The organism is Syntrophus sp. (in: bacteria) (genome assembly GCF_040768185.1).
Lineage (GTDB): Bacteria > Desulfobacterota > Syntrophia > Syntrophales > Syntrophaceae > Syntrophus > Syntrophus buswellii.
In genome coordinates, this window is record NZ_JAXGNC010000001.1 from 17,614 (window position 1) to 42,114 (window position 24,501).

Consider the following 24,501-nt stretch of genomic DNA (forward strand, 5'->3'; position numbering starts at 1 on the left):
GATGCCTTATAATACAAGTCAAAAGGATGTACAAGGAGGTCTTCGAGGACAAGCGGAGGGTTCTTTGCAGGGCCTGCCCCAAGCCGGACGGCGGGGCGCTAGAGCTGGGTGCTGTAGGACATGGCCGTCCGGTCGACGGTCAGCCCCATGCGGGAATGGACGAGCTCCCGGGAACCGGGATGAAAAGGATGATAGACCAGCAGGGACTCTTCGGGGAAGATGCGGATGCCGGGAAGAACGGACAAGGCCTGGCGCTTGTTGGTGGCTATGCCGAACAGCGTCACGCGGATGCCCTCCAGGGCTTCGGTGACGGGCAGGGTCACCGGGTAAAGGGTGCCTTCCGGGAGATGATCCGGCGATTCCCCCGACGGCTGGGCGATCGTCATCTGCCGGCCCCAGCGGAGAAACTGGGCCGGGTTGATCTTGAAGGCAGGCGACCAGAAATAGACCGGTGTGTTCCGCAGCTCCGGGGAGATCGCCCGGGGCAGGTTGGCGATGCGGACCAGATCCGCCAGGCTGGACAGTTCCAGGCCTTCCATGCGCACCTTCATCCGCCAGAAGGGAAGGTAATGAAGAGGCGCCGGGCCGTCGGCGAGGCTGGCAAAAGGGATCCTCTCCAGGCCGGCTCGCCGGCATTGCCAGAGGGAGCCGCAGTTCCGGCAGACAAGTACCAGGGCGTCCTTTTCACCCTGCAGGTCCCAGCCGCAGGAGGGGCAGAGGGTCGAGACAAAGGAGACATTCCAGGGGGAAATTTCCGGGGCGCCCTCGATGGCCGACGGATCCAGGTCTGTCGCGGTGGGGACGGCCCGCTTCAACAGGGCGTCATAAAGGCGGCCGTCCCGGAAGTAAAAAGGGGCGTAGATCCGGCTCACCGTCTCCCCGACAAAGGCCCGCAGGGCCGCGGCATTTCCATCCTGAGCCGCCAGCAGAGGCAGGAAATCGCGGATCGTTCGGTTGGAGGAAAGAAATCGGCCCGAAACCCGGGAGGTGACAAACTGAAGTTTCATCGCCTGCGGCCGGAGGCCGAGCGATGGCGGAAGCCCCCTGTGCCGAAGGGAGAGGAAGCTGGCGTCGGTAAAGCGCGCGGCGATGCCGGTGGGCTGGAAGAGGAATGTGAGCCCTCTCAGGCGCCAGTAGGGTATAAAGTGCAGCGGTTGTGAAATTCCTTCGGCAGGCGGCAGGAGGTACCGGAAGGAATCCTCCGCCACGAGATACACCCGGGTCCGGCAGAAGGGGCAGGTAACCAGCCGGTCCGTTTCCTCCAGGGAGATCGGCCCGCCGCACTGAGGGCAGGAATATTCAACGGACCAATTAGAGGCGTTCACCGCACCGGTGGCAGAAAACCGAAGAAGAGTCGTTGGCCGTCCCGCATCTGCCGCAGGTCCGGGATGCCGGAATCGCTGCCGCGGCGCCGCAGGCGGAGCAGAATTTCGCCCCTTCAGGCAGGGCGGCGCCGCAGGCCGAACAGACGCGCCTTGCCGCAAGAGAGCTTCCGCAGTGCGGACAGAACTTAGCTTCCGGAGGGAAGGGCCTTCTGCAGACCGGACAGCTTGTCGCCGTGGCGGAATCCGGGGGGGGCGGGGAGCCCGATTGAGCCGTCCGAAAAGACTCTGCGAACAGGCCGGGCATCATCAGCCCGATACCCATGCCCAGTCCGGCTCCGGCTTCACCCTGTGACGAGGAGGCATTTTCCATGGCCATGGCCGCTTTCATCTTCACGAGGGAATTGAGATCACCGAAAACGCCAAGGCGGCTTTTGTCGTCAATGGCCTTCTGCACGTCGGGAGGGGGGGTAATGGCGTTGATGTAAAGCTCTTCGAGCTCCAGGCCGAAGCGGGAGAACTCGCCCTCGAGCAGGCTCCGCAAAGCCCCGGACATCTCCGAGTAGCGGGCGGGAAGATTGAAGATCGTGTCGATGTTCTCGCCCATGTAGTCGTTGAAAAAGGATACGATGACGGAGTTCAGGTATTCCGCGATCGCCTCCGTCGTGAATACGCCCTGGGTGCCGACCAGCTCGTTGATGAAAAGCAGGGGGTTCAGAACGCGGATGTTGAACATGCCGAAGGCGCGCAGACGGATAAGGCCGAGCTCCGCATCCCGGAAGGCCGCCGGATCGCGTGTTCCCCATTTCAAATTGGGGAAGACCTTCTTGCTGACAAAGAAAACCTCCGCCCGCAGAGGGCTCCTCATTCCCCAGGGGATGCTCAGGATTTTCGTCAGGATGGGCAGGTTCGCCGTCTTCAGGGTATGCCGCCCCGGACCGAGGACGTCGCAGGCCCTGCCGTTGTAAAAGAAGACGGCCGCCTGGCTTTCCCTGACGGTCAACTGCGCGCCCCACTTGATTTCCCCCGAGCCCGCCTCGGGGATCCTGTGGACGAGTTCTCTGCCGGATTCATCAAACCATTCAAGCACTTCCAGAAATATAAGATTGTCCGTTCCCATGCAAGGAGTCCTTTAAAAAGAGGTGTTTTGAGAATTGCCGGAATCCTGTTTTGCATTAAATGTGCCTCTATATTGTCGTTTGATCTTTGGGCGGGGATAGGGTAAAGGGCCGGAGAATATTTCCCTGAGAGGGGGTGGTTGGGTGTGGAAAAATCGGAGACGAAGGGTGGCCGCGATACGACGGATCTGACCCTTTTCGTACGCACATCGGATGAGGAGATCGTCCGATGGAACCGGCAGCGGATCGTCGATGCCCTGATCCGGGAAACGGACATCGATGACGGCACGGCGGATGCGGTGAGCCGCGAAGTGGAGAAGCAGCTCATGAATTCCGGAATCAGCCTGCTCACCTCAACGCTCATCCGCGAATTGGTGGACGCAAAACTGATCGAGCGGGGGCTGGAGCACGCCCGGGGAAAGCATGCCCGCCTGGGGTTTCCCCTTTATGACGTCGGCCAGCTGATTCTCCATCCCCACCGGGGAAACGCCAACCTTCCCCACAATCCGGAGGCGACCAATCTGATCCTGGCGGAAGGGATCAAGCGGGCCTACGGTCTTCATGAGGTGTTTTCACGGGACGTGGGTGACGCCCATGCGGCGGGGGATCTCCACATCCATTCCCTGGGCTATATCGACCGCCCCTACAGCATCTGTTCATCCCTGGAGTACGTCAAGAAATTCGGAATGGATCTGCCGCACTCCGTCAATGTCGCCGGCCCCGCGCGCCACGGTGATGTGCTGCTGGCCCACATGGTGCGCTACGCGGCGATTCTGCAGGGCCATTTTTCCGGCGTCGTGGCCTGGCATGGAGTGAATTTCTTCTTCGCCCCTTATCTGGTGGGGATGACGGAGGAAGCGATCCGGCAGCTCGCCCAGATGTTCGTTTACGAATTCGCCCAGCTGGCTTCGGCGACAGGGGGGCAATCCATCTTCACCGACATCCATCTCTCCTGGGACGTGCCGGAGTATCTTGCCGATGCGCCGGCCCTGGGGCCGGGGGGGAAAAGGACCGGGAAATGCTACGGAGACTATCTTCCCGAAGCGCAACGCTTCCTGTGGTCCCTGTGCGATGTCTTCCGGGAGGGGGATGCCGCCGGACAGCCTTTCGTTTTTCCGCGGCCGATCGTTCATCTTTCGGAGGCCTTTTCCAGACTCCCGGATGCCGCGACTTTCTCGAACATCTCTGTGAAACGTCCGCCGACAAGGGAAGTCCCTTTCTCGTTTTTGACCGGGGCGGCCTCCTGAGGCTTTCGGAATGCGGCTCTCTTCCGCTGGGGCGATCCCCCTCGTATTCGGACGATGTGGAGAATCCGGAACGGATGCGGAACGCCTCCATGCAGAACATCTCTCTGAATCTGCCCCGGCTGGGATACCGGGCCGACGGGGATGCCCGCCGTCTTTTGAAAATGCTGTCGGCCCAGCTGGAGCTGGCCGTCAAGGCTCACCTCCAGAAGAAAGCCTTTATCGAGGAGCTGCTGAGCCACGGGGACTCCGGCCCATTGTCCCTGATGACCATGAACCGGGACGGCCATCCCTATCTGCGTCCCGATCGGATGGCTTATCTCGTGGGCATGGTGGGTCTCAATGAACTGGTCCGGATCTCGTGCGGAAAGCACCTTCACGAGTCCTCTGCCGCCTTGAAGCTGGGGCTGAAAATCGTCGGGCACATGAAGAAGGAGGTCGACCGGTTGAGCCGGAAACACGGCCTGAGGCTGATCCTGGAGCAGTCCCCCGCGGAGACGACCGCCTATCGATTTGCCCGCCTGGATCTCCGCTATTTCTCTCCCCCGGCGGGCCGCCACATTCGCGGCGATGTGGTCCGGGGGGGGCTGTACTATACCAATTCCACCCATCTCGATGTATCAGCGAAGGTGCGGCCCCTGGAGCGCGTCCGGCAGGAGGGACTCTTTCATTCCTTTCTCGAAGGCTCGGCGCTGACCAACCTGAGGCTGGAGGAGAGAAGGCCTTCGAAAGAGGACCTGGCCTCCTTTATCGGGCAGGTGTTTTTTGAAACCCGGAGTGCCGGAGTTGTGCTCTCGTCGGAATTCACAACGTGCCCCGACTGCCGGCGGACGGTGCGGGGAATCCGGGATGCGTGCCCCTTCTGCGAAGGGACAGCCGTCCGGAGCCTGGCCCGGATTACTCGGTATTACAGCCACATCTCCGGGTGGAACAAGGGTAAACTGGCGGAATTGAAAGACTGCTTTCGCTGCAGTTCGGGCTTTTGAAGGTGAGGCAGGCACGCATCAGCCCCCTGAGAAGATCACGGGAGCAGAGACCCCCGCATTTCGGGAAAAGAGACGGGTGACGGGAAGCCCCGTTGAAATGATCCGCCCCTGATGCGGCAAACGGAACCAGGAGACAGGCTATGCCGACATGGCTGATCATGACCTTTACGATTTTGGGGACGGCGGCCGTCCTGAAGCTGGTGCATGCCCTTGCCATCGTCGCGGTCCATCCGGTCACCCAGGGGGCCATGTATGTGTCAACGGCGCGGGTGAAGATCCGCAGGGCCCTTGATGCCGTGTCCATGAAGCCCGGCGGGCTTTTTGTCGATCTTGGCTGCGGAGACGGCAGAACCCTGCGGGAGGCCAGGAGACGCTACGGGGTGATCTGCCACGGATACGAAATCAATCCCCTGGCCTTTCTCAAGGCGACGGCCTTAACGGCGGGGAGAAAAGGAATCAAAATCTTCTACCGCAACTTCTGGAAAGTCGATCTCGGGAAGGCGGATGTCGTGTCCTGTTACCTCTTTCCCGATGTGATGCCGCGCCTGGAGAAAAAGCTTGCCGGGGAACTGGCCCACGGTTCAAGGGTGATTTCCTTCAATTTTCCCATCCCGGGATGGAAACCCCTGTCCGTTCTCCACGCCGACTCCAAACTCCACAACGATCCGATTTATATCTACCGGATTCCCGACTCCCTTCCCGGCGGGCGTTCAGCAGGGGGCGAACCCCCTTGGGAATGAATTTCAGGAGCGCAAAGACATCCGCATGATGAGGGACCGGAAAAAAGAGAGGTGGAACCGATGAGGACGGCAGTCATCTTCTTAACGTTGCTATTAACAGAAGCTTCGGCAGGCATCCGGATGTGGAAACCGTCCGCCTTCCCGCATCGGCCGGACCGTGTTCTGAATCCGCCGTTCTTCCGTAAGATGTGGAAACGGATCGGTGTCATCAGCAGTGCCGCCGTCATTTTTTTCCCCGCTTACTGGCAGGCGGCGGAGGCAAGAGACTGGACCGTCACGGCATACGGGGCGGTACAGGCGCACAGCGAGCTTCACGAAATGTTCTTCGATCCGGACTTCGACAGCAGCTACAAATTCGTGGCCGTTGCCCTCAACAGGAAAATCGGCTCCATGGGGGAGAATCTGGATTTTGAAGGGGAGGCTCAGGTCGTCAAGCACTTCGGAGGGCAGCACCATCTTGAATTCAACGGTCTTCTCATCGCCCGATGGAACAGGTTCCCCTGGGATCGCCATCTCGGCACGAGCCTGGCCGTGGGGGAGGGGCTTTCGCTGGCGACAGAGACGCCGGAAATTGAGGCATTGCGCCATGAGAAGACCTCGGCGTTCCTGAATTATCTCCTGATTGAGGTTTCCATTGGCCTGCCCGATCTGCCCAGGTGGAGCCTGGTGTGGCGCATTCATCACCGTTCCGGGGTATTCGGCCTTTTTCACGGGGTCCATGGCGCTTCCAATGCCATGGGCGCAGGGGTGAGCTATCATTTTTGAAAGGCTCTTGGAAGACTTTTTTCTTCCCGTTTCATCCTGAGTTGACCCATTGCATGAAACATGCATAGCCGTTATCGAAGGCTATGAAATCATACGGCTCCCCGGCAGCGGGAACAAGGGCTCCCGCAACGGCAAAAGGCCGGCATCGTCCCGCCCACCCCGATCAAGAGGAAGACCACGGGGGAAGGCATCGCCATGGGCCTGTGTGCGCCTCTCATTTCATCGGATTCGACAGAAAACCGATATCGGTTGATAAGCCACTCTTTATGGAGGATACATCATCATGGAGACACAGCCCCTCGAGGCAAACGTGATTTCTACGGACGACGTGGTCAAGATTCTCTGCAGCTCCGTGCAGTCGGTTCTTTCCAGTACGACAAGAAGCGCCGTTTCAATCTCGCCCATGGTCAAGGAGCTTGAAAACACCTGCCTGAAGCCTGACATCGGCTGTTTTGTCCTGTTCCAGGGCGACTTTTCCGGGTTGATCATCATCAATTTCACCAGGGAGGCCGCCTTGGAGATCTACCGGAATTACATGATCGGAATGGGCATGCCGGAGGATGACCTGGCGCGGAACCATACCACCGACGAAGTGGCCAGCAGTCTTGGAGAGTTGCTGAATCAATGCGTCGGAAAATTCCGATTCGACCTGGAGGGCAGAACAGGCATTTTTGTGAATCAGAATCAGCCGAAAATGCTGGTGGTCAACGAGTCGGTGCAGATCGCCATTGAAATGGGAATCGAAAGACAGCAGCTGCGGCAGATTTCCTTCAAGACGGTCAACGGCAACCGCTTTTACCTTGAGGTCGCCCTGCCGGAAATCAAGTTCTATTCCCTTTTTGACTTTCAGAAAGCGGAGATTCCAAACATCGAAGAGATGCTGGCCCATGGAGCAGGCGGCTCGTAACCGGTTTGTTCCGGATGCGGGAGCCTGTCATTTTTTGGACATAAACCGGGGAACACGATTGCAGGGAAGGAGGGGTTCATGACGGGGATCATTGTGGCATTGGATGGCATGACCTTCAACGCGGCAAGAGAGGGGGGAGCCCTTTCCACGCTTTCTCAGGCGCGCGAAAAGGGGATGATCTGGGGCATCAAGATCAATGATATGCTTTACAGCGGCGACGTGGCTAAAATCATGACGTCCCTGAGGGATGAATTCAAGCTGGGGGTCATGGTGGATGTCAAGCTTCATGACATTCCATCGACCATGGAGAACAGCATCTCAAAACTCGTCAACTCGGGGGCGAACATCGTCACCATTCACTGCTCATCGAACTACCGTCCGAAAAATACGGGGCTTTTGAAGTACATTGCCGGAGTTACGGCCCTTACCTCCTTCACCAACCTGGAAATTAAATGGATTTATGACAAGGCCCATGAGGAAATTGTCCGGGCCTTCTCGGACATCGCCCTGATGAACAACTACGAGTACATCGTGGGGTCCGTGAAGGACATGACATTGATCCAGGATAATCCACTGAAGAAGATCTGCACGGGGGTCCGGCCGGCCTGGTACAGGGAGCGGCATGACCAGGTCCGGATATCCTCCATCCGGGAAGCGCTGCGCCTCGATGCCGATTATGTCGTCATCGGCCGTCCCATCACGACGGCCGAAAATCTGATGGACGCCATAACGCGGATATACAAAGAAATGCAGTAGCGCAGGGCGGTCCGTGTCCCAATCAGGGGCGGACCTTTCTCTCCTTCCGAATCCTCGAAAACATTCAGCTTCCGCCGGCGGTCATCCGGTCCGCCAGCGTCACCCAGCCACCACCCATGGCCTTGTAGATATCGACCAGCGAGGTGAGCAGCGCCGTGCGATACAGCGCATAATTGAGCTCTGCGGGGAATAACTGTTCCTGCGCCTGGAGAACGGTGGAATAAGGGACGTAGCCCCCATCGTACTGCAACTGGGCCAGACGGGTATATTCCATGGCCGCCATGACGCATCCCTGATCCTCGTTGGTAACGAAGCCGGCGGGGATGGTCAGGAACAACTGGACCAGGCTCCAGAGAAAAAAGGCAAGCAGCACAAAAGCCGGGACCATCCGCTTGATGATCAGGGTTACGGCATGGCCGAAGGCCAGGGTGATCCGGTCGATCCGGCGGTTGAACCAGGCGAAGAATCCGCGCTGCGGCTTTTCCTCGTGCCTGAGAAGCACGATGCACATGGTTTGGTCCGCGACTCCGAAGAACGTCGCCTGACCGGCTCCGTTGATCCGCCTGACGGCGTCGAGTACATAGACGTTGGCGTAATTGTCCACGTATTCGGGGCTGTAGCGTCCGTCCTGGTTGCAGAGGGCGAGGATCATCAGGATATTCGACGATTTTTTCTGCAGCGACAATCCCCCTTCGACGACGACGCGTTCCCCGGCCTTCAAACCCTCCGTGATGAACCAGTCGTTTCCATGCCATTCCCCCACGCGTCATGGAGATCCCGCTGCGAAAGGGCGTTGAGCGCGGTAAGGGGCTTGACGCGGGCAAGATTGGATTGGGCGACGTTCAGCGCCGCCTCCTGCCTGGCGAGGGCGGCCTTTGCCTGGTCGAGCTTGACCTGAAAGGGCTTGGGGTCCATTTCGAAGAGGATCTGTCCTGCCTTGACCAATGCGCTTTCCTGTAGACCCGCCTGTTGAGAGAGCCATTGATCCGGGACCGGGTTATACGGAAAAAATACGAGGCATAAGGATCAATCTTCAGCTAAAGGTCAAAAACTGATTCCTCATGAGTTCCGGTTATTTGGCCGGCAAAACGCCGATGAAAAGGGCTCGAAAAGGGAAGAGCAAAAGCGGTAGAATTTCGGATTGAACCATGGCAGAATGATCGACGCGAAGCGTTGAGAGATCCCGTCCGGGACATTCTTATGCCGGGCAGAAAAGAGGAGTATCATGACCATGCCTAGACCGGAAGCGCCGGACCTGACCCGGATCACCCTGCAGATTCTGTGGATTGGAATCCTGATTGCCGCGTGCTTCTGGATCCTGAGGCCTTTTCTGCTGTCGATCATCTGGGCGTTGATGATCGTTGTGGCCACCTGGCCGTTCATGCTGAAAGTGGAAGGCTGGCTCTGGAACAGGAGGGGCCTCGCCGTAACGGCCATGACCATCGCCATGCTGATCCTGTTCATCCTCCCCTTCACCCTCGCCATCGTCGCCATCATCGACAACGCGGACAGAATCGCCGAGCTTGTGGAATCCGTCTCGACGCAGGCGCTGCCGTCCCTGCCCGGCTGGCTGAGCGGGATTCCCGTCGTTGGCCCGAAGCTCGCCGCCGCCTGGGAAAGCGTCAGAACCGGGCAGGAGGGGCTGACGGCGCGCCTGGCGCCCTACGCCGGCAAGGTGTTGACGTGGTTCCTGTCCCAGGCGGGAAGCATCGGGATCATCGCGCTTCAGTTTCTCCTCACCGTGATCATTTCCGCGATCCTCTACGCCGGCGGAGAGGAGGCCGCCGCGCGCGTCCTTCGCTTTGCGTGCCGGCTGGGCGGCGCCCGCGGCAGGGAGGTGGCCGAACTGGCGGCTAAAACCATCCGGGGCGTTGCCCTGGGCGTCGTCGGCACGGCCCTGGTGCAAACGCTGTTCGGAGGAATCGGCCTGGTCGTTACCGGGGTGCCGGCTGCCCCGATTTTGATCGCGGTGATGTTCATGCTCTGCATCGCCCAGCTTGGCCCCAGTCTCGTCCTTGTTCCCTCGGTCATCTGGCTTTACTGGGGCGGCTCGAACGTCTGGGGGACCGTTTTGCTCGTCGTGACGGTGCTGGCAAGCACCCTGGACAATTTCATCCGGCCGATTCTCATCCGGAAGGGCGCCAATCTGCCCCTGGTCCTGATCTTTGCCGGCGTCATCGGAGGTCTGGCCTCCTTCGGCATTGTCGGGCTGTTTATCGGTCCGGTGGTGCTTTCGGTGACCTTCAGGCTGCTCGATTTGTGGACGGGCGATACGGAAGCGGCATCGGATCGGGAAGAGGTTCCGTCAAGGGAGGATCGTTAGAAGCGGTGGTATTCTCTGCCGGAAATATTCCCCTTTTTCTGCCGGGTCCGGAATTCCGCCGGCTGCGGGATCCGGGGCCCTCAGTTTCCGGAGCGCCTCCGGACGGATGCCCTTCCGGTGAGCGTCGCAAGGGACCCGCAACGGCAATGAGCACATGACGGACAGGGCAGGCGGGAAATATCGGGGGGCGGGCTCGCTGGTTGACCTGGAGGGGCACATAGAGCGTGTGACCTTCGTTAATGAAGACAGCGGATATACCGTGGCCCGCGTCAAGGTGCCGGGCCGCCGGGAGCCGGTGACGGTGGTTGGAGGCATGATCAGCCCCGCACCAGGCGAAAAGGTCAGGATGAAAGGGGAGTGGACAAATCATCCCCGGTTTGGTGAACAGTTCCGTGTCTTGTCCTGCGAATCTTCCATTCCGGCAACGGCCTACGGTATCGAGAAATACCTGGGCTCGGGACTGATCAAGGGGATCGGACCCGTGATGGCCAGGCGGATGGTGGAGGCCTTCGGCGAAGGCACCCTGGAGGTTGTTGAATCCGAAAGCTCCCGTCTCCTGGAGGTGGAGGGCATCGGCGAAAAGCGGCTGGCGATGATCCGCAAGGCCTGGGAGGAGCAGCGGGAGATCCGGGCCGTTCTGCTCTTCCTCCAGTCCCATGGAGTCAGCGGCGCCTATGCGTCACGGATTTTCCGTCAGTACGGCCATGCCGCCGTTTCAATCCTTCAGAAGAACCCCTATCGCCTGGCCACGGACATCTTCGGGATCGGCTTTCTCACCGCCGACCGGATCGCAGAGAAGATGGGCTTTGCGCGCGATTCGCGGCTTCGGGCGGAAGCGGGGATTCTCTTTGTCCTTCATGAACTGGCCGATGAAGGTCATGTCCTCTATCCCGCTGAACCGCTGATACGAAAGTGCAGGGAAATCCTGGAGATCGATCCGGAGATCATCGCCGCGGCCCTGGATGCGGCGGCAGAGCAGCGGCAGATCGTCATCGAGGACGGAGCGGCTTTTCCCGGGGCCCCGCCGGAGATTTGCAGGGATCGGATCGTTTATCTGGCCGGGTATCACCTGGCGGAAACACAGGCCGCTTCGCGGCTGAAAACGCTGCTGCAGACCCCCTCGACGCTCCGGGCCATCGATGCCGGGCCGGCGCTGACCTCCGTGCCGGAAAAAGGCTCTCCCCGGCTGACGGAACATCAGCTCGAAGCGGTCAGCGCCGCCGTGTCGCACAAGGCGACGGTCATCACCGGCGGGCCGGGAACGGGGAAGACGACGATCATCAACGCCATCCTCCGCATTTTCGCCGCCTGCAGGGCGAAGATCCTGCTGGCGGCTCCCACGGGCCGTGCCGCCAAGAGGATGAGCGAGGCGACGGGCCGGGAGGCGAAAACGATCCATCGCCTGCTGGAATACAGCCCGCAGAAGAGGGGCTTTTCAAGGGACGAGACGTCACCCCTGGACTGCCAGGTGCTCATCGTGGATGAAGCCTCCATGGTCGACCTGATCCTGATGCACCATCTCCTGAAGGCCCTTCCTCCGTCGGCGGTCTTTATCCTGGTGGGGGATGGAGACCAGCTGCCTTCCGTGGGGGCGGGGAGCGTCCTGACGGACGTCATGAGATCGGGCCGCGTGCCGGTGGCCGAACTTCAGGAGATCTTCCGCCAGGCCCGGGAAAGCTCGATTGTCCTCAATGCGCACCGGATCAATCGGGGGGAGTCCCCCCGCCTTCAATCTTCCCGGGGGCTGCTGGGCGATTTCTATTTCGTCGAGCAGGAGGATCCGGAAAGAGTGGTCGATCTCATTGTCCGCCTCGTGTCGGAACGCATTCCCCAGCGCTTCGGTCTGGATCCCCTGGAGGACATCCAGGTGCTCACCCCGATGCGCAAAGGGCTGGCAGGCGCCGCAAATCTCAACAGCGTCCTGCAGAAGGCGCTCAACCCCGGAGGGGAAGAGCTCCAGCGGGGCGGGAGGCTTTACCGTGAAGGGGACAAGGTGATGCAGATCCGCAACAACTACGACCGGGAGGTTTTCAACGGCGATATCGGCCGGATCAGCCGCCTGGACAATGAGCTGCAGGAGGCTACCCTGACTTTTGACGGGCGAGAGGTCATCTACGATTACGGGGATCTGGAGGAGATCGTCCTGTCCTATGCCGTATCGGTGCACAAGTCCCAGGGAGCGGAGTATCCCGCCGTGGTGCTGCCTCTGCTCATGCAGCATTACATGCTCCTCCAGCGGAACCTTCTCTATACGGCGGTGACGCGGGGGAAAAAACTCGTTGTCATCGTGGGAACGAAAAAAGCGCTGGCCATCGCCGTTCGCAACAACAAAACCCAGAGGCGCTTTTCCCTCCTGGGCCAACGCCTGCAGACGGCCTGAAGGGCGATGGCATCAACCTGCAGGCCGGGACCGTAGCTCGGAAGCGGAGTTCCGCCCCAACACTTGACATGTGTGTCCGGATCGGTTAGCTCTATAAAGAATCGGGCCATGCCGAAATTCACATAGAGACTGCCGGGACGCCATTCCCGGGGCAAACGCCGTTTCTGCGCCGGAAAGCCTGGCAACGGCCCGTTAACGCCGGTCTTCAACAATTAAGGAGGTAAAAAGCATGTACGAAAGTCAAGCCGACAAGACAAGGGAGGCGATCCGCACCATAAAGAAAAATGTGCCGCCGGCCTGGTTGGCGATTGTGTTGATTATCCTGTTCATCCTCGTATTTTTCCGGCCCTGGACCCAGGTCGGTCCCGGGCAGAGAGGGGTTGTTCTGAACTTCGGCGCCGTGCAGAAGAGTGTCCTGAACGAAGGGCTCCATCCCAGGATACCGGTGATGCAGGAGATCGTGCTGGTGGATGTCAAGGTTCAAAAGGCTGAGACGGAGGCTGCGGCCGCCTCGAAAGACCTTCAGGATGTCACTTCCCGGGTGGCCTTGAATTACCATATCGTTCCAGAGAAGGCCAATATTGTCTATCAGAAGCTGGGGGTACAGTTCAAGGAGCGCATCATCGACCCCGCCATCCAGGAGGTGGTCAAGGCCGTGACGGCAAATTATACGGCGGAAGAGCTTATCACCAAGAGGCCGTCCGTCAGCGAGGCGATGAGGCTGGCTTTAACGGAAAGGCTGATGGCCAACAACATTGCCGTTGACGCCTTTTCGATCGTGGTGTTCAGCTTTTCGCCGGTGTTCACCGAGGCCATTGAAGCCAAGCAGACGGCGGAGCAGCTCGCGTTGAAAGCGAGAAGGGATCTTGACAGGATAAAAATCGAGGCGGAGCAGAAGATCACCGCGGCCACGGCGGAAGCGGAGTCACTGAAATTGCAGAAGGCGAACATCTCCCCGGACCTGATAGAGCTGCGGAGAATCGAAGCCAACATGAAGGCGATCGAAAAGTGGAACGGAATACTTCCCCAGGTAACGGGCAGCGGAGCGATTCCGATGATCGGGCTGGCCGATATTTCCAAAAAGAAAGAATAATGAAGGCTCTACCTGCTTTTGTGGGCAACCCGTGGCGGGTCTCAAGGGGCTTTGACGATGCGCTTTTTCTCGTTCTCCGTTCAGGAAAAAAGCAGGGGAAGGTGAACGGATCACGGGATCCGTTCACCTTCCCCTGATGTCCCTGCGGCTGAGATGCACCACCATCATTTCCGTGTGGAGAACGAGGAATGCGGGATGCCGGCATCGAGATCAGAGGGCGATTCCCCTACATCTTCGGAATTTTGCCTTCCGCATGTCCGCCGGGCATTCCAGGAATTGACATCTTTGTATACCCTTCGGGCACTTCGAAAAGGCTGTCCGGCTGCTTGCCGATGTTGATGTCCCGGTATTCCATGGACCAGCTGCCGTCCACTGCGGCGGTCTTCACGGGGAAGTTGATGTCCGTCGCCCACCACATGTGGGTTGTCACGGTTTCGTTGCCGACCTTTGCGGTCACTTCGTATTTTGTTGAGGGATGGCCGCCGATCGTTTCACTGCCGACCGCCTTTCGGCTGACTTCCCCCTTGACCTCAAGATCGGCCGCTTTACTCTGTTCCTCCGTTACGCCCTGCATCTCCATGAATACGCTTTGCGGTTTGATGATCGTCCAGACCTTGTTGAGGTCCTTTCTCACGATGGTGGATGTGCCCGTCGATTCATCATCGGAACGGTATTTGTCCGGCTTCATGTAGACTTTCATCGACATGGTCCGGCCGGCGGCGGTGCTCACCACCGTTGCCGACAATTCCTGAGCGGCGGCGGCTTTCATCTCCTTTTCGACTGCCGGCTCCGCTTTCCCCTGCTCCTTCTCCTTGCTGCAGCCCACGGCAAAGAAGGATACACACAGGGCCATCACGACTGCGATCAATGCTTTTTTCACTTGAACACCTCCTGAAAGAATAATGTGGAATTCCGGAAACAACAGGGCGCATTATGCACCACGGACCGCCCTGATGTCAAAGACCGGATGACATCGGCTTTTTCCCGGGATCTGGAGAGGTGCCTGCACAACCCGTTCCCCGCAGACCGGATTGCCGCCTGCGGATGGATGCCTTTTCCCTGTTCAGCACGCTCAAGATCCGGATGGTCTGGCTAAAAGCCCTGTTGTGGAAACTTTGATTTCAAATTGCGAGGGCCCTGTCACGTCGACAAACACGGCGGAGCCGTACTCGGCATCAAGGAGCGGCTCAAGAAACCGATAGTTCTTTCTCAGGTGAAACATGTTAAGCGGCTTTTTTTCGGAAAGTAGAAACACCGTGCGCAACGCGTTGACCTCTTCGTCAATGTCCCGGTAGCGGCCCGCAACGCGGTCCAGTTCATAACTGGCGTGAAGACCAAGCACGTTGGCCCAGGGCTTCCATTTGAGGACATGCGCATCGACATAGATCGCGTCGCCTGCCAGCCGGAAAGAAGCCTTCTTCCCGTCGGGAAATTCAAAATGCGCCAGAAACACCTTTCCTTCGAGGGGTTCGACTCTGACCACGGCCGCCGTTTCTTCATGAGTGAGAGCCAGGTAACCTTTTGTGGCCACGGTGATCGTTCCGAGCAAGGCGGTAAGGGCAAGGCAGAGGAGTGCGACCATCAAGACGCCTGCCGAGCCGATGAACTTCCTTTTCCCTATGGCCGCAAAAGCCAGAATCAGGAAAACCAGGCTCGACAGCCCGAAACAAATCATCAGAAGAAAAAGCAAATCCGGCATGGCCATCCTCCCTCGAGACTTCATGCAGCCAGTTTATCATAAAGAACGCCCCGGCGTCAGCATTGTGCACGAAGGTCACGAAGGGGCGGACTCCTGAAGGGCCAGCAGATCGCTGATTTTCAGGATGGCGTTTACGTACTGGCGGCTGTGATTGTACTGGTAGATGATCCTGAAGGCCTGGTCATGGCTGAGATTCCGCTTCCAGCCGAATTGTTTCAGGTAATTTGCAATGCTGAAGATGGCATCGGCGTCGTGGAATAGATCGATGCGGCCGTCGCCGTTGCCGTCCCGGCCATAGTGCAGAATGTTGCTTGGCATAAACTGGGCGATGCCCAGCGCACCGGCATAGGACCCGACCACGGTGAGGGGATCGACCTCGTGGCGTTCGGTATAGATCAGAAAGGCTTTAAGCTCTTTATAGGCCCAGCGGGATTTTCTGTCAGCCCGGGAATTGTATTTGCCCGGGTCGAAGCGTCTGCCTTCACTGAGCCGCCCGTAGAGGTATTCCCGGGGCGCCGGCTCCGACAGAGAGGCCATGGTCGACAGGGTGCTGATGATCGGGCGGCTTCCCAGGCTGCGGCCCAGGTTGGTTTCCACCAGGATGATGGCCGTGATGATCCCGGGATCGACGCCGAACTTTTCTCTTGCCGCGGACAGGGTTACGGCGTGTTCGTTCATGTAGCTGCGGGCATCGTCAATCAGGGCGGGCCGTGCTGTAAACTTCCCGTAGTCCAGCCTGGCTTCGTTGTGCTGAAAGTAGGCTGCGACGCCCCGGGTTTCAAAGGAGATCTCCTCGCTCCGATAGAGTTCCCGGATGCGCTTGCCGTCGAAGCCGTCGGCGATAAGGCGCCTCTGCAGCTCATCGAAGAAGGCTTTGGGCGCTACATCGGCGCAGGCCTGGCCGAAAGCGGCAAAAAAGAAGATCAGGGAAATCGTGATGAGGCGGAATGTTTCGATCACCGATAAGGTTCTATTCATGGAAAATCTCCTGTAACCGGCCGGAAGATCATAAAAATTCAAGAAACCGGCTCTGCCGTGCGGCGGCTGATGCCTTATCATGGCATGGCAGGCGATGGGCTGTCAAAGGGTAATCCGGTCGTTCTTGAAAGGATTCTGCCATCGGGTCGCGGCGGCTGAAGTCCAAAGAGCCCCTGGGGCTCAGGCACACAGGGCAGGCGAAAAGGAGCTTGCCCGAGAACTGCCATTCCTGAAGAAGCAATCGTCATACCACATCCTTTTTCGCTGGCTGTTTCCGAGGTTTCCAGCAGCACGAGAAAGCCTCGCACTCCCGAAAAAGAAGCTTCCCGGTCGAGAGAGAGAAACGCCTTCGCTCCCGGCACAAAACCGCCCTTTCCGGAAGCCTGGTGCAGAGGGTCCAGCCGGCGACGATTTCCGGGGCCTGCCGGCCCTCCGACAACGGGCCGAAATCTGCGGGGAAAGGGGGAATTCTTTCATGCTTGACAGGGAGGGCTCTGTAATTTATTCTGAAACCGGCCTTGTGCGACGTCCCTGCAGGAAGCATCCCTTCGATGGACGGCGGGGAAAACGTGCCTGCACAGGGCGGATCCGAAAATTTCCCCATCCGCACCCGGACACAGAGAAGGAGAACCCGTCATGCTTCTCGAACTGGGCATCATACCTGTAGAGGAAATCGACTGGGGACGAAAGACCGCAATCGACGGCAAGGCCCTGCACATCCACCGCGAAGAGCTCATCGAAGAAACAAGGGGGAACGACTTCCGCATCGCTTCCGTCAGGGCCGATCTGGCAAGGCCCGGAGAAAGTGTGCGCATTCTTCCCGTCAAGGATGTCATCGAACCCCGCGTCAAGATCGAAGGAAGGGGAGGAATCTTTCCCGGCCTGATTTCGGGCGTGGAGACCGTTGGAACGGGACGGACCCATGTGCTGAAGGGGTGCGCCGTCGTAACCGCGGGGCAGGTCGTGGGATTTCAGGAGGGGCTGATCGACATGAGCGGCCCGGGGGCGCGGTACAGTTCTTTTTCCCGCCTCCTCAACATCGTTCTGGGCATTGACGTTCTGCCTGGAATTTCCCCGCATCAGCACGAGGAAGCCCTGAGGCTGGCCGGATTGCGCGCCGCCGCTTATCTGGGAGAGGCCTGCCGAAGCGCCGTTCCCGAGTCGGTTGAGCGGTTCGAATGGCCCCGGTTTCCGACTCCCGTCCGGCGCGACGCCGGTCTTCCCGATGTCGCCTATGTCTGCATGCTTCTGAGCCAGGGACTGCTCCACGACACCTACCTGTACGGGCGCGATGTAAAGAGCCTTCTGCCCACGCTCCTGCTGCCCACCGAGTCCATGGACGGGGCCATCGTGAGCGGAAACTGCGTTTCCGCCTGTGATAAGAACACCACCTATCACCATCAGAACAACCCGGTCATCTCGGAACTGCTGCGGCGGGATGGAACCGATCTGCGCTTCCTGGGAACGGTTGTGACCAATGCCAACGTGACGCTTCGCGATAAGGTCCGATCGGCTGAATATGCCGTCAAGCTCGTGGAGATGCTGGGCGCCCGGGGGGCCGTCGTCTCCAAGGAGGGCTTCGGAAATCCCGATGCCGATGCCATGATGATCTGCGCCGGCCTGGAGGAGAGGGGAATCCGGACCGTCCTGATATCCGACGAATTTGCTGGCAGCGACGGAGCCTCTCAGTCCCTGGCGGATGTGACGCCCCACGCGGATGCCATTGTGAGTGTGGGCAATGCCAATGAGCGGATTACTCTTCCGCCCATGGAGCGGGTGCTCGGCGATATCCGGGTGGCGGAAAAACTGGCGGGAGGGCAGTCCGGCAGCCTTGCCCGGGCGGGGGGGCTCGGGGTCGAACTGCAGGCGCTCTTGGGCGCCACGAATGAACTGGGTTTCGAAGTTCTGTACGCACGTGGAGGATAGGGGCGCCATGGGACCATGGAAAGCGGTTGTCTATCTCAATCAATTTTTCGGCGGCATCGGCGGGGAAGAAAAGGCCGGCATGGAACCCGTCGTCAGAAGCGGCCCCGTGGGGCCCGGGAATCTCTTTGCCGAGCTTTTCGGGCCGGAGGTCGAGATGGTGGCGACGGTCATCTGCGGGGATAATTACTTCAGCGAGCACCTCGAGGAGGCGACGGAAAGGGTTCTGGCCCTGATGGAGGGCTTTCGGCCGGATCTGGTCCTGGCCGGCCCGGCATTCAATGCGGGACGCTATGGGATCGCCTGCGGCTCGGTCTGCAACGCCGTCGTCGACAGGCTGGGAATTCCCGCCGTGACCGGGATGTATCCCGAAAACCCCGGGGCGGAATTGTCCCGCAGGTCGGTTTTTATCGTGGAGACCCGGGGTACCACGGCCGGTATGAGAGAGGCGGCCGAGAAAATGAGCCGCCTGGCGGGAAAACTCCTCCGGGGCGAGCCCGTCGGGTTTCCGGAAGAGGAGGGGTACCTTCCCCGGGGCATCCGCCGGAACACCTTTTCAGCAGAAACCGGAGCCGTCCGGGCCGTGAAGATGCTCCTGCAGAAAATGAAAGGGGAGCCTTTCGCAACAGAATACCCCCTTCCCGCATTCGACCGGGTGCCGCTTCTGCCGCCGGTCGACAGGATGAGCCGGGTCACCCTGGCTTTGGTCACCAGCGGCGGGATCGTTCCCAGGGGGAATCCGGACTGCATTGAAGCCTCCAGTGCGACCCGGTACGGAAAATACGACATCGGCGCGCTTTCCGAAATGACGCCGGAATCCCATGAAACCGCCCACGGCGGATACGATCCCACCTATGCCAACGCTGATCCGAACCGGGTGCTGCCCCTCGATGCGGCAAGAGACCTTGAGAGGGAAGGGCGGATCGGGAAACTCCATCCCTTTTACTATGCCACCGTGGGGAACGGCACGTCCGTAGCCAGGTGCGGACAGTTTGCCCGGGAGATCGCCCGGGATCTGATCCGGAGTGGCGTTGGGGCCGTTCTGATTACCTCCACCTGAGGAACCTGCACGCGTTGCGGGGCAACGATGGCAAAGGAGATGGAGAGAGCGGGGATACCGGCCGTCCATATCTGCACCATCGTTCCCATTTCCCGGACGGTGGGGGCAAACCGGATCGTTCCCGCCGTCGCCATTCCCCACCCCCTCGGCGACCCCTGCAAATCGAAAACCGAGGAAAAGAGCCTCCGAAGGGCGCTTGTGGAGAAGGCCCTGCAGGCGCTGGAAACGAAAATCGAAGGCCAGACCGTGTTCTGAACAGGAGGGCCACGATGCCCGATCCCGTCATTGACGCCTTTTCCTGCATTCTGGCACACGCGCCGGGCTTCGTCCGCTACGGATCGAAACCCAGCCGCGAAATCGCCGACCGTCCGGCGCTTGTGTTGTCCGCCATCGAAGGGCATCTGCGCGGTTTTGAGGAGGTCGTGGCCTATCCCCCCAACCAGGTCTTCATCGGAAATCTCAAGCCCGATGACCTGCACGGCATCGGGCAGCCCTGGTACGACCATCCCGTGTTCCCAGCCCCGCGACGGGGCCCCTATGGCGAGATTTACCCGGAAGAGCTGCTTCTGGGAATGATAAAGCTCGCTGACGACTTCGGCCTGGTGGAGATCGAGAAGGATTCTGCACCTGTGCTGCAAGGGCTCCTCGAATCCCATCCTTTCTGGAGGGGCGCGGATCCGGGCAGAATCGGCCAGGGGGTTGATCCGGGGAGGGTGGATGGGCTGATCGAGCATTCCGGGTCGCTTCCCCTCTTCCATGGCGGACGGAGGGTCGGATGCGTCAACCGGCATCACGACCGGGACGACAACCTCAAGGCCCACGTTTTGATGGAAAACCTTCTGGCCAAGGCTTCCGGTGCTCTCGCTCTGAAGAATCTCCTGCGAAGTGCGGACATCGGGGGGGACGGGATCGATCTTCTCCTCAACTGTTCCGAAGAAGCCGTAGGGGACCGGTACAACCGGGGAGGCGGTGGGCTGGCCAAGGCCATCGGCGAGATGTGCGGCTGCGTGGCGTCTACCGGCTGCGATGTCAAGGCCTTCTGTACCGGTCCTCTCTATGCCCTGCTGTTCGCCTCCGGCCTGGTGAAGGCCGGCCTCTATGAGAGGGTGGCGGTTGTGGGAGGCGGTTCCTTAGCCAAGCTGGGCATGAAATTTCAGGGGCATGTCGCGAGGGGAATGCCCATCCTGGAGGATGTGCTCGGGGGGATAGCCTTTCTGGTGACCGGAGATGACGGGCAGAGTCCGGTGGTCCGCCTGGATGCCGTCGGCAAACATGATATCGGCTCCGGTTCGTCCCAGCAGAATATCCTGGAATCCCTGGTTCTGAAGCCCCTGGACCGGGTGGGATTGAAGGTCACCGATATCGACAAGTACGCCGTAGAGCTGCAGAACCCCGAAGTCACCGTTTCCGGGGGAAGCGGTAACGTCCCTCTGGCCAATTACCGGATGATCGGCGCCCTGGCGGTCCTGAGGAAGGAAATCGCCCGGCAGGAGATCGACCGGTTCGTTCGTGAGCATGGCATGCCGGGATTCGCCCCCACGCAGGGGCACATTCCGGCGGCGGTCCCCTTTCTGGGGCATGCCATGGACGGCATCCGGAGGGGGGAACTGAACAACGCCATGTTTATCGCCCGGGGGAGCCTCTTCCTGGGAAGGATGACCCAGCTTTCTGACGGACTTTCCTTTCTTCTGGAGAGGAACCCTGGGAGAAGGAAGTGATGTTGCCTCGGGCAGGAAAGGATCAAGGCATGTTTAAAGGAAAAAAGGCCATTATTTTCGGGGACAGGGACGGAGTGCCGGGCCCTGCCATCGCGGCATGCATGAAGGCGGCCGGGGCGGAGATCGTTCTGACCGCGACGGAGTGCTTCGTCTGAACATCGGCAGGCGCAGTGGACATGGAGAAGCAGTCTACGATCAAGAAACTCGTGGACGATCTGGGAGCGCAGGATCTGGTGGTGGTCATCGGGGCCGCCGATCCGGAAGTGGCTTCCGTTACGGCGGAAACCGTAACCTTCGGAGATCCGAGCTTCGCAGGTCCGCTGGCCGGAGTCTCGTTGAGGCTCCCCGTGTATCACATCCTCGAACCGGAAGTAAAATCGGCCATCCCTGCGGAAATCTACGAAGAGCAGGCGGGATTTCTGGAGCTGGTGGCCGATACGGAGGAAATCGGCAGAATCTTCCGGGAAATCAGGGGAAGGCTGGAAACGGCCTGAGAGGTGGCCCCGGAGAACGCGGATTTTTCTGGTCAGCATCTTAACAGGATCGCGTTGAAGAAAGGAGAAAAACGATGGGTACGTACATCATGATGACCAGGCTGTCGCCTGAGGCCGTCGCCAGGCCGCAGTCCTTGACGGAGCTCAATGACCGGGTGGCAGCCCGCATCAAAGCCGAATGCCCGGACGTGAAGTGGGTTGCCAATTACGCCGTTCTCGGCTCATGCGACTACCTGGACATCTTCGAAGCGCCCGATGCCGATGCGGCAACCAAGGTGGCCCTGATTGTCCGCTCCTTCGGCCATGCGACAACAGAGACGTGGATCGCCACGCAGTGGGACCGTTTTGAGTCCCTGGTCGCAAACCTGAAAACGTAAGGGCCGCTCCCTGGCAGGGAACAGGTTTTTTGTTGCCCGGAAACGCTCCCCTGTGGTAAAGGGGGCCATGCTGAATGTCGGGTTGACGGGCGGAATCGCCTGCGGAAAATCCACGGTGGGCCGCATGCTCGAGGAAAAGGGGGCCTTCCTCATTGACTTCGACCGCCTTGCCCACGAGGTTGAAGAGCCGGATCAGCCGGCGTGGCGTAACATTGTCGACTGTTTCGGACCGGAGGTCCTGAGGGCCGATCGAACCCTGGACCGGGCTCGACTGGGAGCCATCGTTTTTGCGGACCGTCGTAAACTGGACAAACTCAACGAACTCGTGCATCCGGCCGTATTCGATGCGTGGCAGAGCAGGATGGCGGCCATCAGGGCGAACCGTCCCGATGCCATCGTCATTGCCGACATCCCCCTGCTCGTCGAATTGGGGATGCAGGGTCGGGTGGATCTGGTGATGCTGGTCTATATCCCGCGGGATGAGCAGATTCGCCGTCTCATCCTGAGAAACGGGTATTCCCGCGAGGAGGCGCTTCAGCGGGTCCGTTCACAGATGCCCATTGAGGATAAGATCCCCTTTGCCGACATCCTCGTGGACAATTCGGGAACGATGGAACAGACCAGGACATTCATTGATGACATCTGGCCCCGGCTTCTGGAGAAGGAGCGGCGGAAGAGGAAACCGGCTTGACATTCCTGGTGCGGGGGAAAGAATTTCATAAAAAATCTGGAGGTAGAGTAATGATAGGGAAAAACGTGGTTACGGACTTTTCCGCCAGGGCCGTCGAACCGGTGATCGGTTCCTCCGCCTTTGTTCATCCCCTTGCGGCTGTGATCGGGAATGTCATCATCGGAGACAATGTCATGGTATCCCCCGGGGCGTCCGTCCGCGGCGATGAAGGCCAGCCTCTTCACGTGGGCAACGATTCAAACGTCCAGGACGGGGTCATCATCCATGCCCTGGAAACAGAGCTGGACGGCAAGCCCGTCGAAAAGAATCTCGTTGAAGTGAACGGGAAAAAGTATGCCGTCTATGTAGGGCATCGCGTATCCCTGGCTCACCAGGTTCATGTTCACGGACCGGCGGTGATTATGGATGACACGTTCGTTGGAATGAAGTCGCTTGTCTTCAAATCTTACGTCGGCAGCCGTTGCGTCATTGAACCGGGAGTCCTGCTCATGGGGGTCCGCGTGGCTGATGGGCGATATGTGCCTGCGGGGTCCGTCGTCAAGACGCAGGAAGAGGCCGACGCCCTTCCCGTCATTACGGACGACTATCCCATGAAGGATATGAATGCGGGGGTTCTGCACGTGAACAAAGCGCTGGCCAAGGGGTACCTGAAGCAGGAGAGGTCATGACCGCGCCTTAACCCCCGCCTTTGAAACGTACTTCAGGGGGGAGTCTCAAGCCCCCCTGAAACCATCCCGCCGCACACATCGATAATCTGGCGTCAAGAATCCAAGAGGGCTTCACAAATTCTGATCTCCCTGTCAGTGGGGCGGGCAGGCGCTCACCGCATCCTGATAGCCGGGGCGAGGAGCCGCGAAAGCCATGGACACGGGCAGATCCACCCGGGCAAGAAGGGGAAAGTGATCGGAAGGATAGCAATTCTCCCAGCGCCGGGAGATGATTTCCGCGTCTATGACCCGCGCGGAAGCCGGGACGAAGATGTAATCCAGTTTGAGGCGGATGAAATACCGGTTATATCCGTGGTATGTTCCGGCATTGCGGATTTTCGGATGCCGCTGCCGGAAGGTATCCATCAAGGGGACCGGATTGGTCTTCTTGACGCTCAGGTTAATTCGTAACGGCTTGTTGCCCTTTAAATACTGGATGGGCATGCTCATCTCTCCGGCATTGAAATCCCCTGTCAGCACAATCGGGTCCGGCAAGCTCCGCATGGAGATGCGCTGGGTGAGCAGAAGAACGCTTTTCTTCCGCGAGCGCAGGGAAAGATGATCCAGGTGCGTGTTATAGAAATAGAAAGCCTGCTGAGAGGTGTTTTCAATCAGCCTGACCCAGGTGCAGATGCGGGGAATAATGTTTCCCCACCCCCGGGAGCCCGGAAGATCAGGGGTGCCGGATAACCAGAAGGTCCCCTCCTCGGAGAGGGAAAACCGTTCGGAATCATAGAAAACGGCATTATGGAGACCCCGGCTGCCTCCCAGGTTGCCGATGCCGATCGATTTGTATCCGGGAAGCATGGCACGGACTTCCGCCATCTGAAAATCCAATGCCTCCTGGAGGCCGAGAACATCGGGACGATAGCCCTGCAGGATTTCATGGACGAGCCTGCGGCGGTGAATCCAGGAGTTTCTTCCGTCTCTCCTGGTTCCGCGGCGGATGTTGAAGCTCATGACGTTGAGGCCCAGACCGGCGCCCGGCGCCGGGACTTCAATGGAAGAGTCCTGCCGATCAGGGCCGGAAGCGGCAGGCTTCGGGGACAAGCCGAAAAACCGCGTTACGGGCTGTCGGGTCTGCTGGATGAAATCGGCGGCGAATTTAAATTTCTCCATGGTGTTTGTCTGCCTTCCATGACCATTTCGATTGGATCTATTATCTGCAGCAGATAATTTGCCTATAATAATCATTAAAAGAAAAAAAGCAAGGCCGTTCA

General features: G+C 59.3%; 23 protein-coding genes and 1 pseudogene. 16 read left to right on the forward strand and 8 right to left on the reverse strand.

Annotated elements, in window-relative coordinates:
* Positions 1 to 98: 98 nt before the first annotated feature.
* Positions 99 to 1,325, reverse strand: coding sequence for a hypothetical protein (locus tag AB3175_RS00085; RefSeq protein ID WP_367358906.1), 1,227 nt, complete (start codon positions 1,323 to 1,325; stop codon positions 99 to 101).
* A complete protein-coding gene (locus AB3175_RS00090; RefSeq protein WP_367358907.1) occupies positions 1,312 to 2,442 on the reverse strand; it encodes an SPFH domain-containing protein in 1,131 nt (376 codons plus the stop codon). Before AB3175_RS00090 ends, AB3175_RS00085 begins: the two co-directional genes overlap by 14 nt.
* Before the next feature lie 144 nt (positions 2,443 to 2,586).
* Here AB3175_RS00090 and nrdD (AB3175_RS00095) point away from each other — a divergent pair.
* The 6 genes and pseudogenes from nrdD (AB3175_RS00095) to AB3175_RS00120 all read left to right on the forward strand — a co-directional run.
* Positions 2,587 to 3,540 (forward strand): annotated as a pseudogene (gene nrdD / locus AB3175_RS00095) (anaerobic ribonucleoside-triphosphate reductase); the annotation flags it as partial.
* On the forward strand, positions 3,459 to 4,670 hold the full coding sequence (gene nrdD, locus AB3175_RS00100; RefSeq protein ID WP_367358908.1) for an anaerobic ribonucleoside-triphosphate reductase: 1,212 nt from the start codon (positions 3,459 to 3,461) through the stop codon (positions 4,668 to 4,670). The pseudogene nrdD (AB3175_RS00095) and the gene nrdD (AB3175_RS00100), both read left to right, overlap by 82 nt.
* Before the next feature lie 140 nt (positions 4,671 to 4,810).
* A complete protein-coding gene (locus AB3175_RS00105) occupies positions 4,811 to 5,410 on the forward strand; it encodes a cyclopropane-fatty-acyl-phospholipid synthase family protein (protein ID WP_367358909.1) in 600 nt (199 codons plus the stop codon).
* Between the two features lie 120 nt (positions 5,411 to 5,530).
* The gene (locus tag AB3175_RS00110; protein WP_367358910.1) at positions 5,531 to 6,175 is read left to right on the forward strand and encodes a hypothetical protein; all 645 of its coding nucleotides are present in this window, start codon (positions 5,531 to 5,533) and stop codon (positions 6,173 to 6,175) included.
* A 283-nt stretch (positions 6,176 to 6,458) separates the two neighbouring features.
* Positions 6,459 to 7,082, forward strand: coding sequence for a DUF3334 family protein (locus tag AB3175_RS00115; RefSeq protein WP_367358911.1), 624 nt, complete (start codon positions 6,459 to 6,461; stop codon positions 7,080 to 7,082).
* Between the two features lie 78 nt (positions 7,083 to 7,160).
* Positions 7,161 to 7,838 (forward strand): orotidine 5'-phosphate decarboxylase / HUMPS family protein, encoded by a 678-nt coding sequence (locus AB3175_RS00120; RefSeq protein ID WP_367358912.1) that lies wholly within the window; start codon positions 7,161 to 7,163, stop codon positions 7,836 to 7,838.
* A 64-nt stretch (positions 7,839 to 7,902) separates the two neighbouring features.
* Here AB3175_RS00120 and AB3175_RS00125 read toward each other — a convergent pair whose 3' ends face one another.
* Positions 7,903 to 8,559, reverse strand: a complete 657-nt coding sequence (locus AB3175_RS00125; protein WP_367358913.1) for an efflux RND transporter permease subunit — start codon at positions 8,557 to 8,559, stop codon at positions 7,903 to 7,905.
* Positions 8,556 to 8,783 (reverse strand): biotin/lipoyl-binding protein, encoded by a 228-nt coding sequence (locus tag AB3175_RS00130; protein ID WP_367358914.1) that lies wholly within the window; start codon positions 8,781 to 8,783, stop codon positions 8,556 to 8,558. The genes AB3175_RS00125 and AB3175_RS00130 overlap by 4 nt, the downstream gene beginning before the upstream one ends.
* Before the next feature lie 286 nt (positions 8,784 to 9,069).
* Here AB3175_RS00130 and ydiK point away from each other — a divergent pair, with 286 nt between their 5' ends.
* The 3 genes from ydiK (at position 9,070) to AB3175_RS00145 (ending at position 13,634) form a co-directional block, all read left to right on the forward strand.
* Positions 9,070 to 10,161 (forward strand): AI-2E family transporter YdiK, encoded by a 1,092-nt coding sequence (gene ydiK, locus AB3175_RS00135; RefSeq protein ID WP_367358915.1) that lies wholly within the window; start codon positions 9,070 to 9,072, stop codon positions 10,159 to 10,161.
* Positions 10,162 to 10,315: 154 nt separating this feature from the next.
* Complete coding sequence (locus tag AB3175_RS00140; RefSeq protein WP_367358916.1) at positions 10,316 to 12,541, forward strand: ATP-dependent RecD-like DNA helicase; 2,226 nt, start codon at positions 10,316 to 10,318, stop codon at positions 12,539 to 12,541.
* A gap of 229 nt (positions 12,542 to 12,770) precedes the next feature.
* The gene (locus AB3175_RS00145) at positions 12,771 to 13,634 is read left to right on the forward strand and encodes a prohibitin family protein (protein WP_367358917.1); all 864 of its coding nucleotides are present in this window, start codon (positions 12,771 to 12,773) and stop codon (positions 13,632 to 13,634) included.
* A gap of 226 nt (positions 13,635 to 13,860) precedes the next feature.
* Here AB3175_RS00145 and AB3175_RS00150 read toward each other — a convergent pair whose 3' ends face one another.
* The 3 genes from AB3175_RS00150 to AB3175_RS00160 all read right to left on the reverse strand — a co-directional run bounded on the left by AB3175_RS00150 (position 13,861) and on the right by AB3175_RS00160 (position 16,311).
* Positions 13,861 to 14,514: a DUF4412 domain-containing protein gene (locus AB3175_RS00150; RefSeq protein ID WP_367358918.1), complete on the reverse strand. Its 654-nt coding sequence runs from the start codon at positions 14,512 to 14,514 to the stop codon at positions 13,861 to 13,863.
* 192 nt (positions 14,515 to 14,706) lie between these two features.
* Complete coding sequence (locus tag AB3175_RS00155; protein ID WP_367358919.1) at positions 14,707 to 15,333, reverse strand: hypothetical protein; 627 nt, start codon at positions 15,331 to 15,333, stop codon at positions 14,707 to 14,709.
* A gap of 75 nt (positions 15,334 to 15,408) precedes the next feature.
* A complete protein-coding gene (locus AB3175_RS00160) occupies positions 15,409 to 16,311 on the reverse strand; it encodes a lytic murein transglycosylase (RefSeq protein ID WP_367358920.1) in 903 nt (300 codons plus the stop codon).
* A gap of 636 nt (positions 16,312 to 16,947) precedes the next feature.
* On the opposite strand from AB3175_RS00160, the gene AB3175_RS00165 reads away from it, so the two are divergent.
* The 7 genes from AB3175_RS00165 to AB3175_RS00195 all read left to right on the forward strand — a co-directional run bounded on the left by AB3175_RS00165 (position 16,948) and on the right by AB3175_RS00195 (position 23,242).
* On the forward strand, positions 16,948 to 18,237 hold the full coding sequence (locus AB3175_RS00165) for a glycine/sarcosine/betaine reductase component B subunit (protein WP_367358921.1): 1,290 nt from the start codon (positions 16,948 to 16,950) through the stop codon (positions 18,235 to 18,237).
* Between the two features lie 7 nt (positions 18,238 to 18,244).
* A complete protein-coding gene (grdB, locus tag AB3175_RS00170) occupies positions 18,245 to 19,549 on the forward strand; it encodes a glycine reductase complex selenoprotein B (RefSeq protein WP_367358922.1) in 1,305 nt (434 codons plus the stop codon).
* A 14-nt stretch (positions 19,550 to 19,563) separates the two neighbouring features.
* The gene (gene grdC / locus AB3175_RS00175; protein ID WP_367358923.1) at positions 19,564 to 21,012 is read left to right on the forward strand and encodes a glycine/sarcosine/betaine reductase complex component C subunit beta; all 1,449 of its coding nucleotides are present in this window, start codon (positions 19,564 to 19,566) and stop codon (positions 21,010 to 21,012) included.
* A gap of 29 nt (positions 21,013 to 21,041) precedes the next feature.
* Positions 21,042 to 21,506, forward strand: coding sequence for a glycine/sarcosine/betaine reductase complex selenoprotein A (gene grdA / locus AB3175_RS00180; protein WP_367358924.1), 465 nt, complete (start codon positions 21,042 to 21,044; stop codon positions 21,504 to 21,506).
* 74 nt (positions 21,507 to 21,580) lie between these two features.
* Entirely contained in the window at positions 21,581 to 21,883 is a 303-nt protein-coding gene (locus AB3175_RS00185; RefSeq protein WP_367358925.1) for a GYD domain-containing protein, read from the forward strand.
* Positions 21,884 to 21,950: 67 nt separating this feature from the next.
* A complete protein-coding gene (gene coaE, locus AB3175_RS00190; protein WP_367358926.1) occupies positions 21,951 to 22,574 on the forward strand; it encodes a dephospho-CoA kinase in 624 nt (207 codons plus the stop codon).
* Positions 22,575 to 22,624: 50 nt separating this feature from the next.
* Entirely contained in the window at positions 22,625 to 23,242 is a 618-nt protein-coding gene (locus AB3175_RS00195) for a carbonic anhydrase (RefSeq protein ID WP_367358927.1), read from the forward strand.
* Between the two features lie 132 nt (positions 23,243 to 23,374).
* Here AB3175_RS00195 and AB3175_RS00200 read toward each other — a convergent pair whose 3' ends face one another.
* On the reverse strand, positions 23,375 to 24,400 hold the full coding sequence (locus AB3175_RS00200) for an endonuclease/exonuclease/phosphatase family protein (protein WP_367358928.1): 1,026 nt from the start codon (positions 24,398 to 24,400) through the stop codon (positions 23,375 to 23,377).
* Positions 24,401 to 24,501: the final 101 nt, after the last annotated feature.

Bases quoted from the DNA above. Each gene is read 5' to 3' on its own strand.
- AB3175_RS00090 (WP_367358907.1), bottom strand. From the start codon at position 2,442: ATGGGAACGGACAATCTTATATTTCTGGAAGTGCTTGAATGGTTTGAT.
- nrdD (WP_367358908.1), top strand. From the start codon at position 3,459: ATGCTACGGAGACTATCTTCCCGAAGCGCAACGCTTCCTGTGGTCCCT.
- AB3175_RS00105 (WP_367358909.1), top strand. From the start codon at position 4,811: ATGCCGACATGGCTGATCATGACCTTTACGATTTTGGGGACGGCGGCC.
- AB3175_RS00110 (WP_367358910.1), top strand. From the start codon at position 5,531: ATGTGGAAACCGTCCGCCTTCCCGCATCGGCCGGACCGTGTTCTGAAT.
- AB3175_RS00115 (WP_367358911.1), top strand. From the start codon at position 6,459: ATGGAGACACAGCCCCTCGAGGCAAACGTGATTTCTACGGACGACGTG.
- AB3175_RS00120 (WP_367358912.1), top strand. From the start codon at position 7,161: ATGACGGGGATCATTGTGGCATTGGATGGCATGACCTTCAACGCGGCA.
- ydiK (WP_367358915.1), top strand. From the start codon at position 9,070: ATGCCTAGACCGGAAGCGCCGGACCTGACCCGGATCACCCTGCAGATT.
- AB3175_RS00140 (WP_367358916.1), top strand. From the start codon at position 10,316: ATGACGGACAGGGCAGGCGGGAAATATCGGGGGGCGGGCTCGCTGGTT.
- AB3175_RS00145 (WP_367358917.1), top strand. From the start codon at position 12,771: ATGTACGAAAGTCAAGCCGACAAGACAAGGGAGGCGATCCGCACCATA.
- AB3175_RS00155 (WP_367358919.1), bottom strand. From the start codon at position 15,333: ATGCCGGATTTGCTTTTTCTTCTGATGATTTGTTTCGGGCTGTCGAGC.
- AB3175_RS00160 (WP_367358920.1), bottom strand. From the start codon at position 16,311: ATGAATAGAACCTTATCGGTGATCGAAACATTCCGCCTCATCACGATT.
- AB3175_RS00165 (WP_367358921.1), top strand. From the start codon at position 16,948: ATGCTTCTCGAACTGGGCATCATACCTGTAGAGGAAATCGACTGGGGA.
- grdC (WP_367358923.1), top strand. From the start codon at position 19,564: ATGCCCGATCCCGTCATTGACGCCTTTTCCTGCATTCTGGCACACGCG.
- AB3175_RS00185 (WP_367358925.1), top strand. From the start codon at position 21,581: ATGGGTACGTACATCATGATGACCAGGCTGTCGCCTGAGGCCGTCGCC.
- coaE (WP_367358926.1), top strand. From the start codon at position 21,951: ATGCTGAATGTCGGGTTGACGGGCGGAATCGCCTGCGGAAAATCCACG.
- AB3175_RS00195 (WP_367358927.1), top strand. From the start codon at position 22,625: ATGATAGGGAAAAACGTGGTTACGGACTTTTCCGCCAGGGCCGTCGAA.
- AB3175_RS00200 (WP_367358928.1), bottom strand. From the start codon at position 24,400: ATGGAGAAATTTAAATTCGCCGCCGATTTCATCCAGCAGACCCGACAG.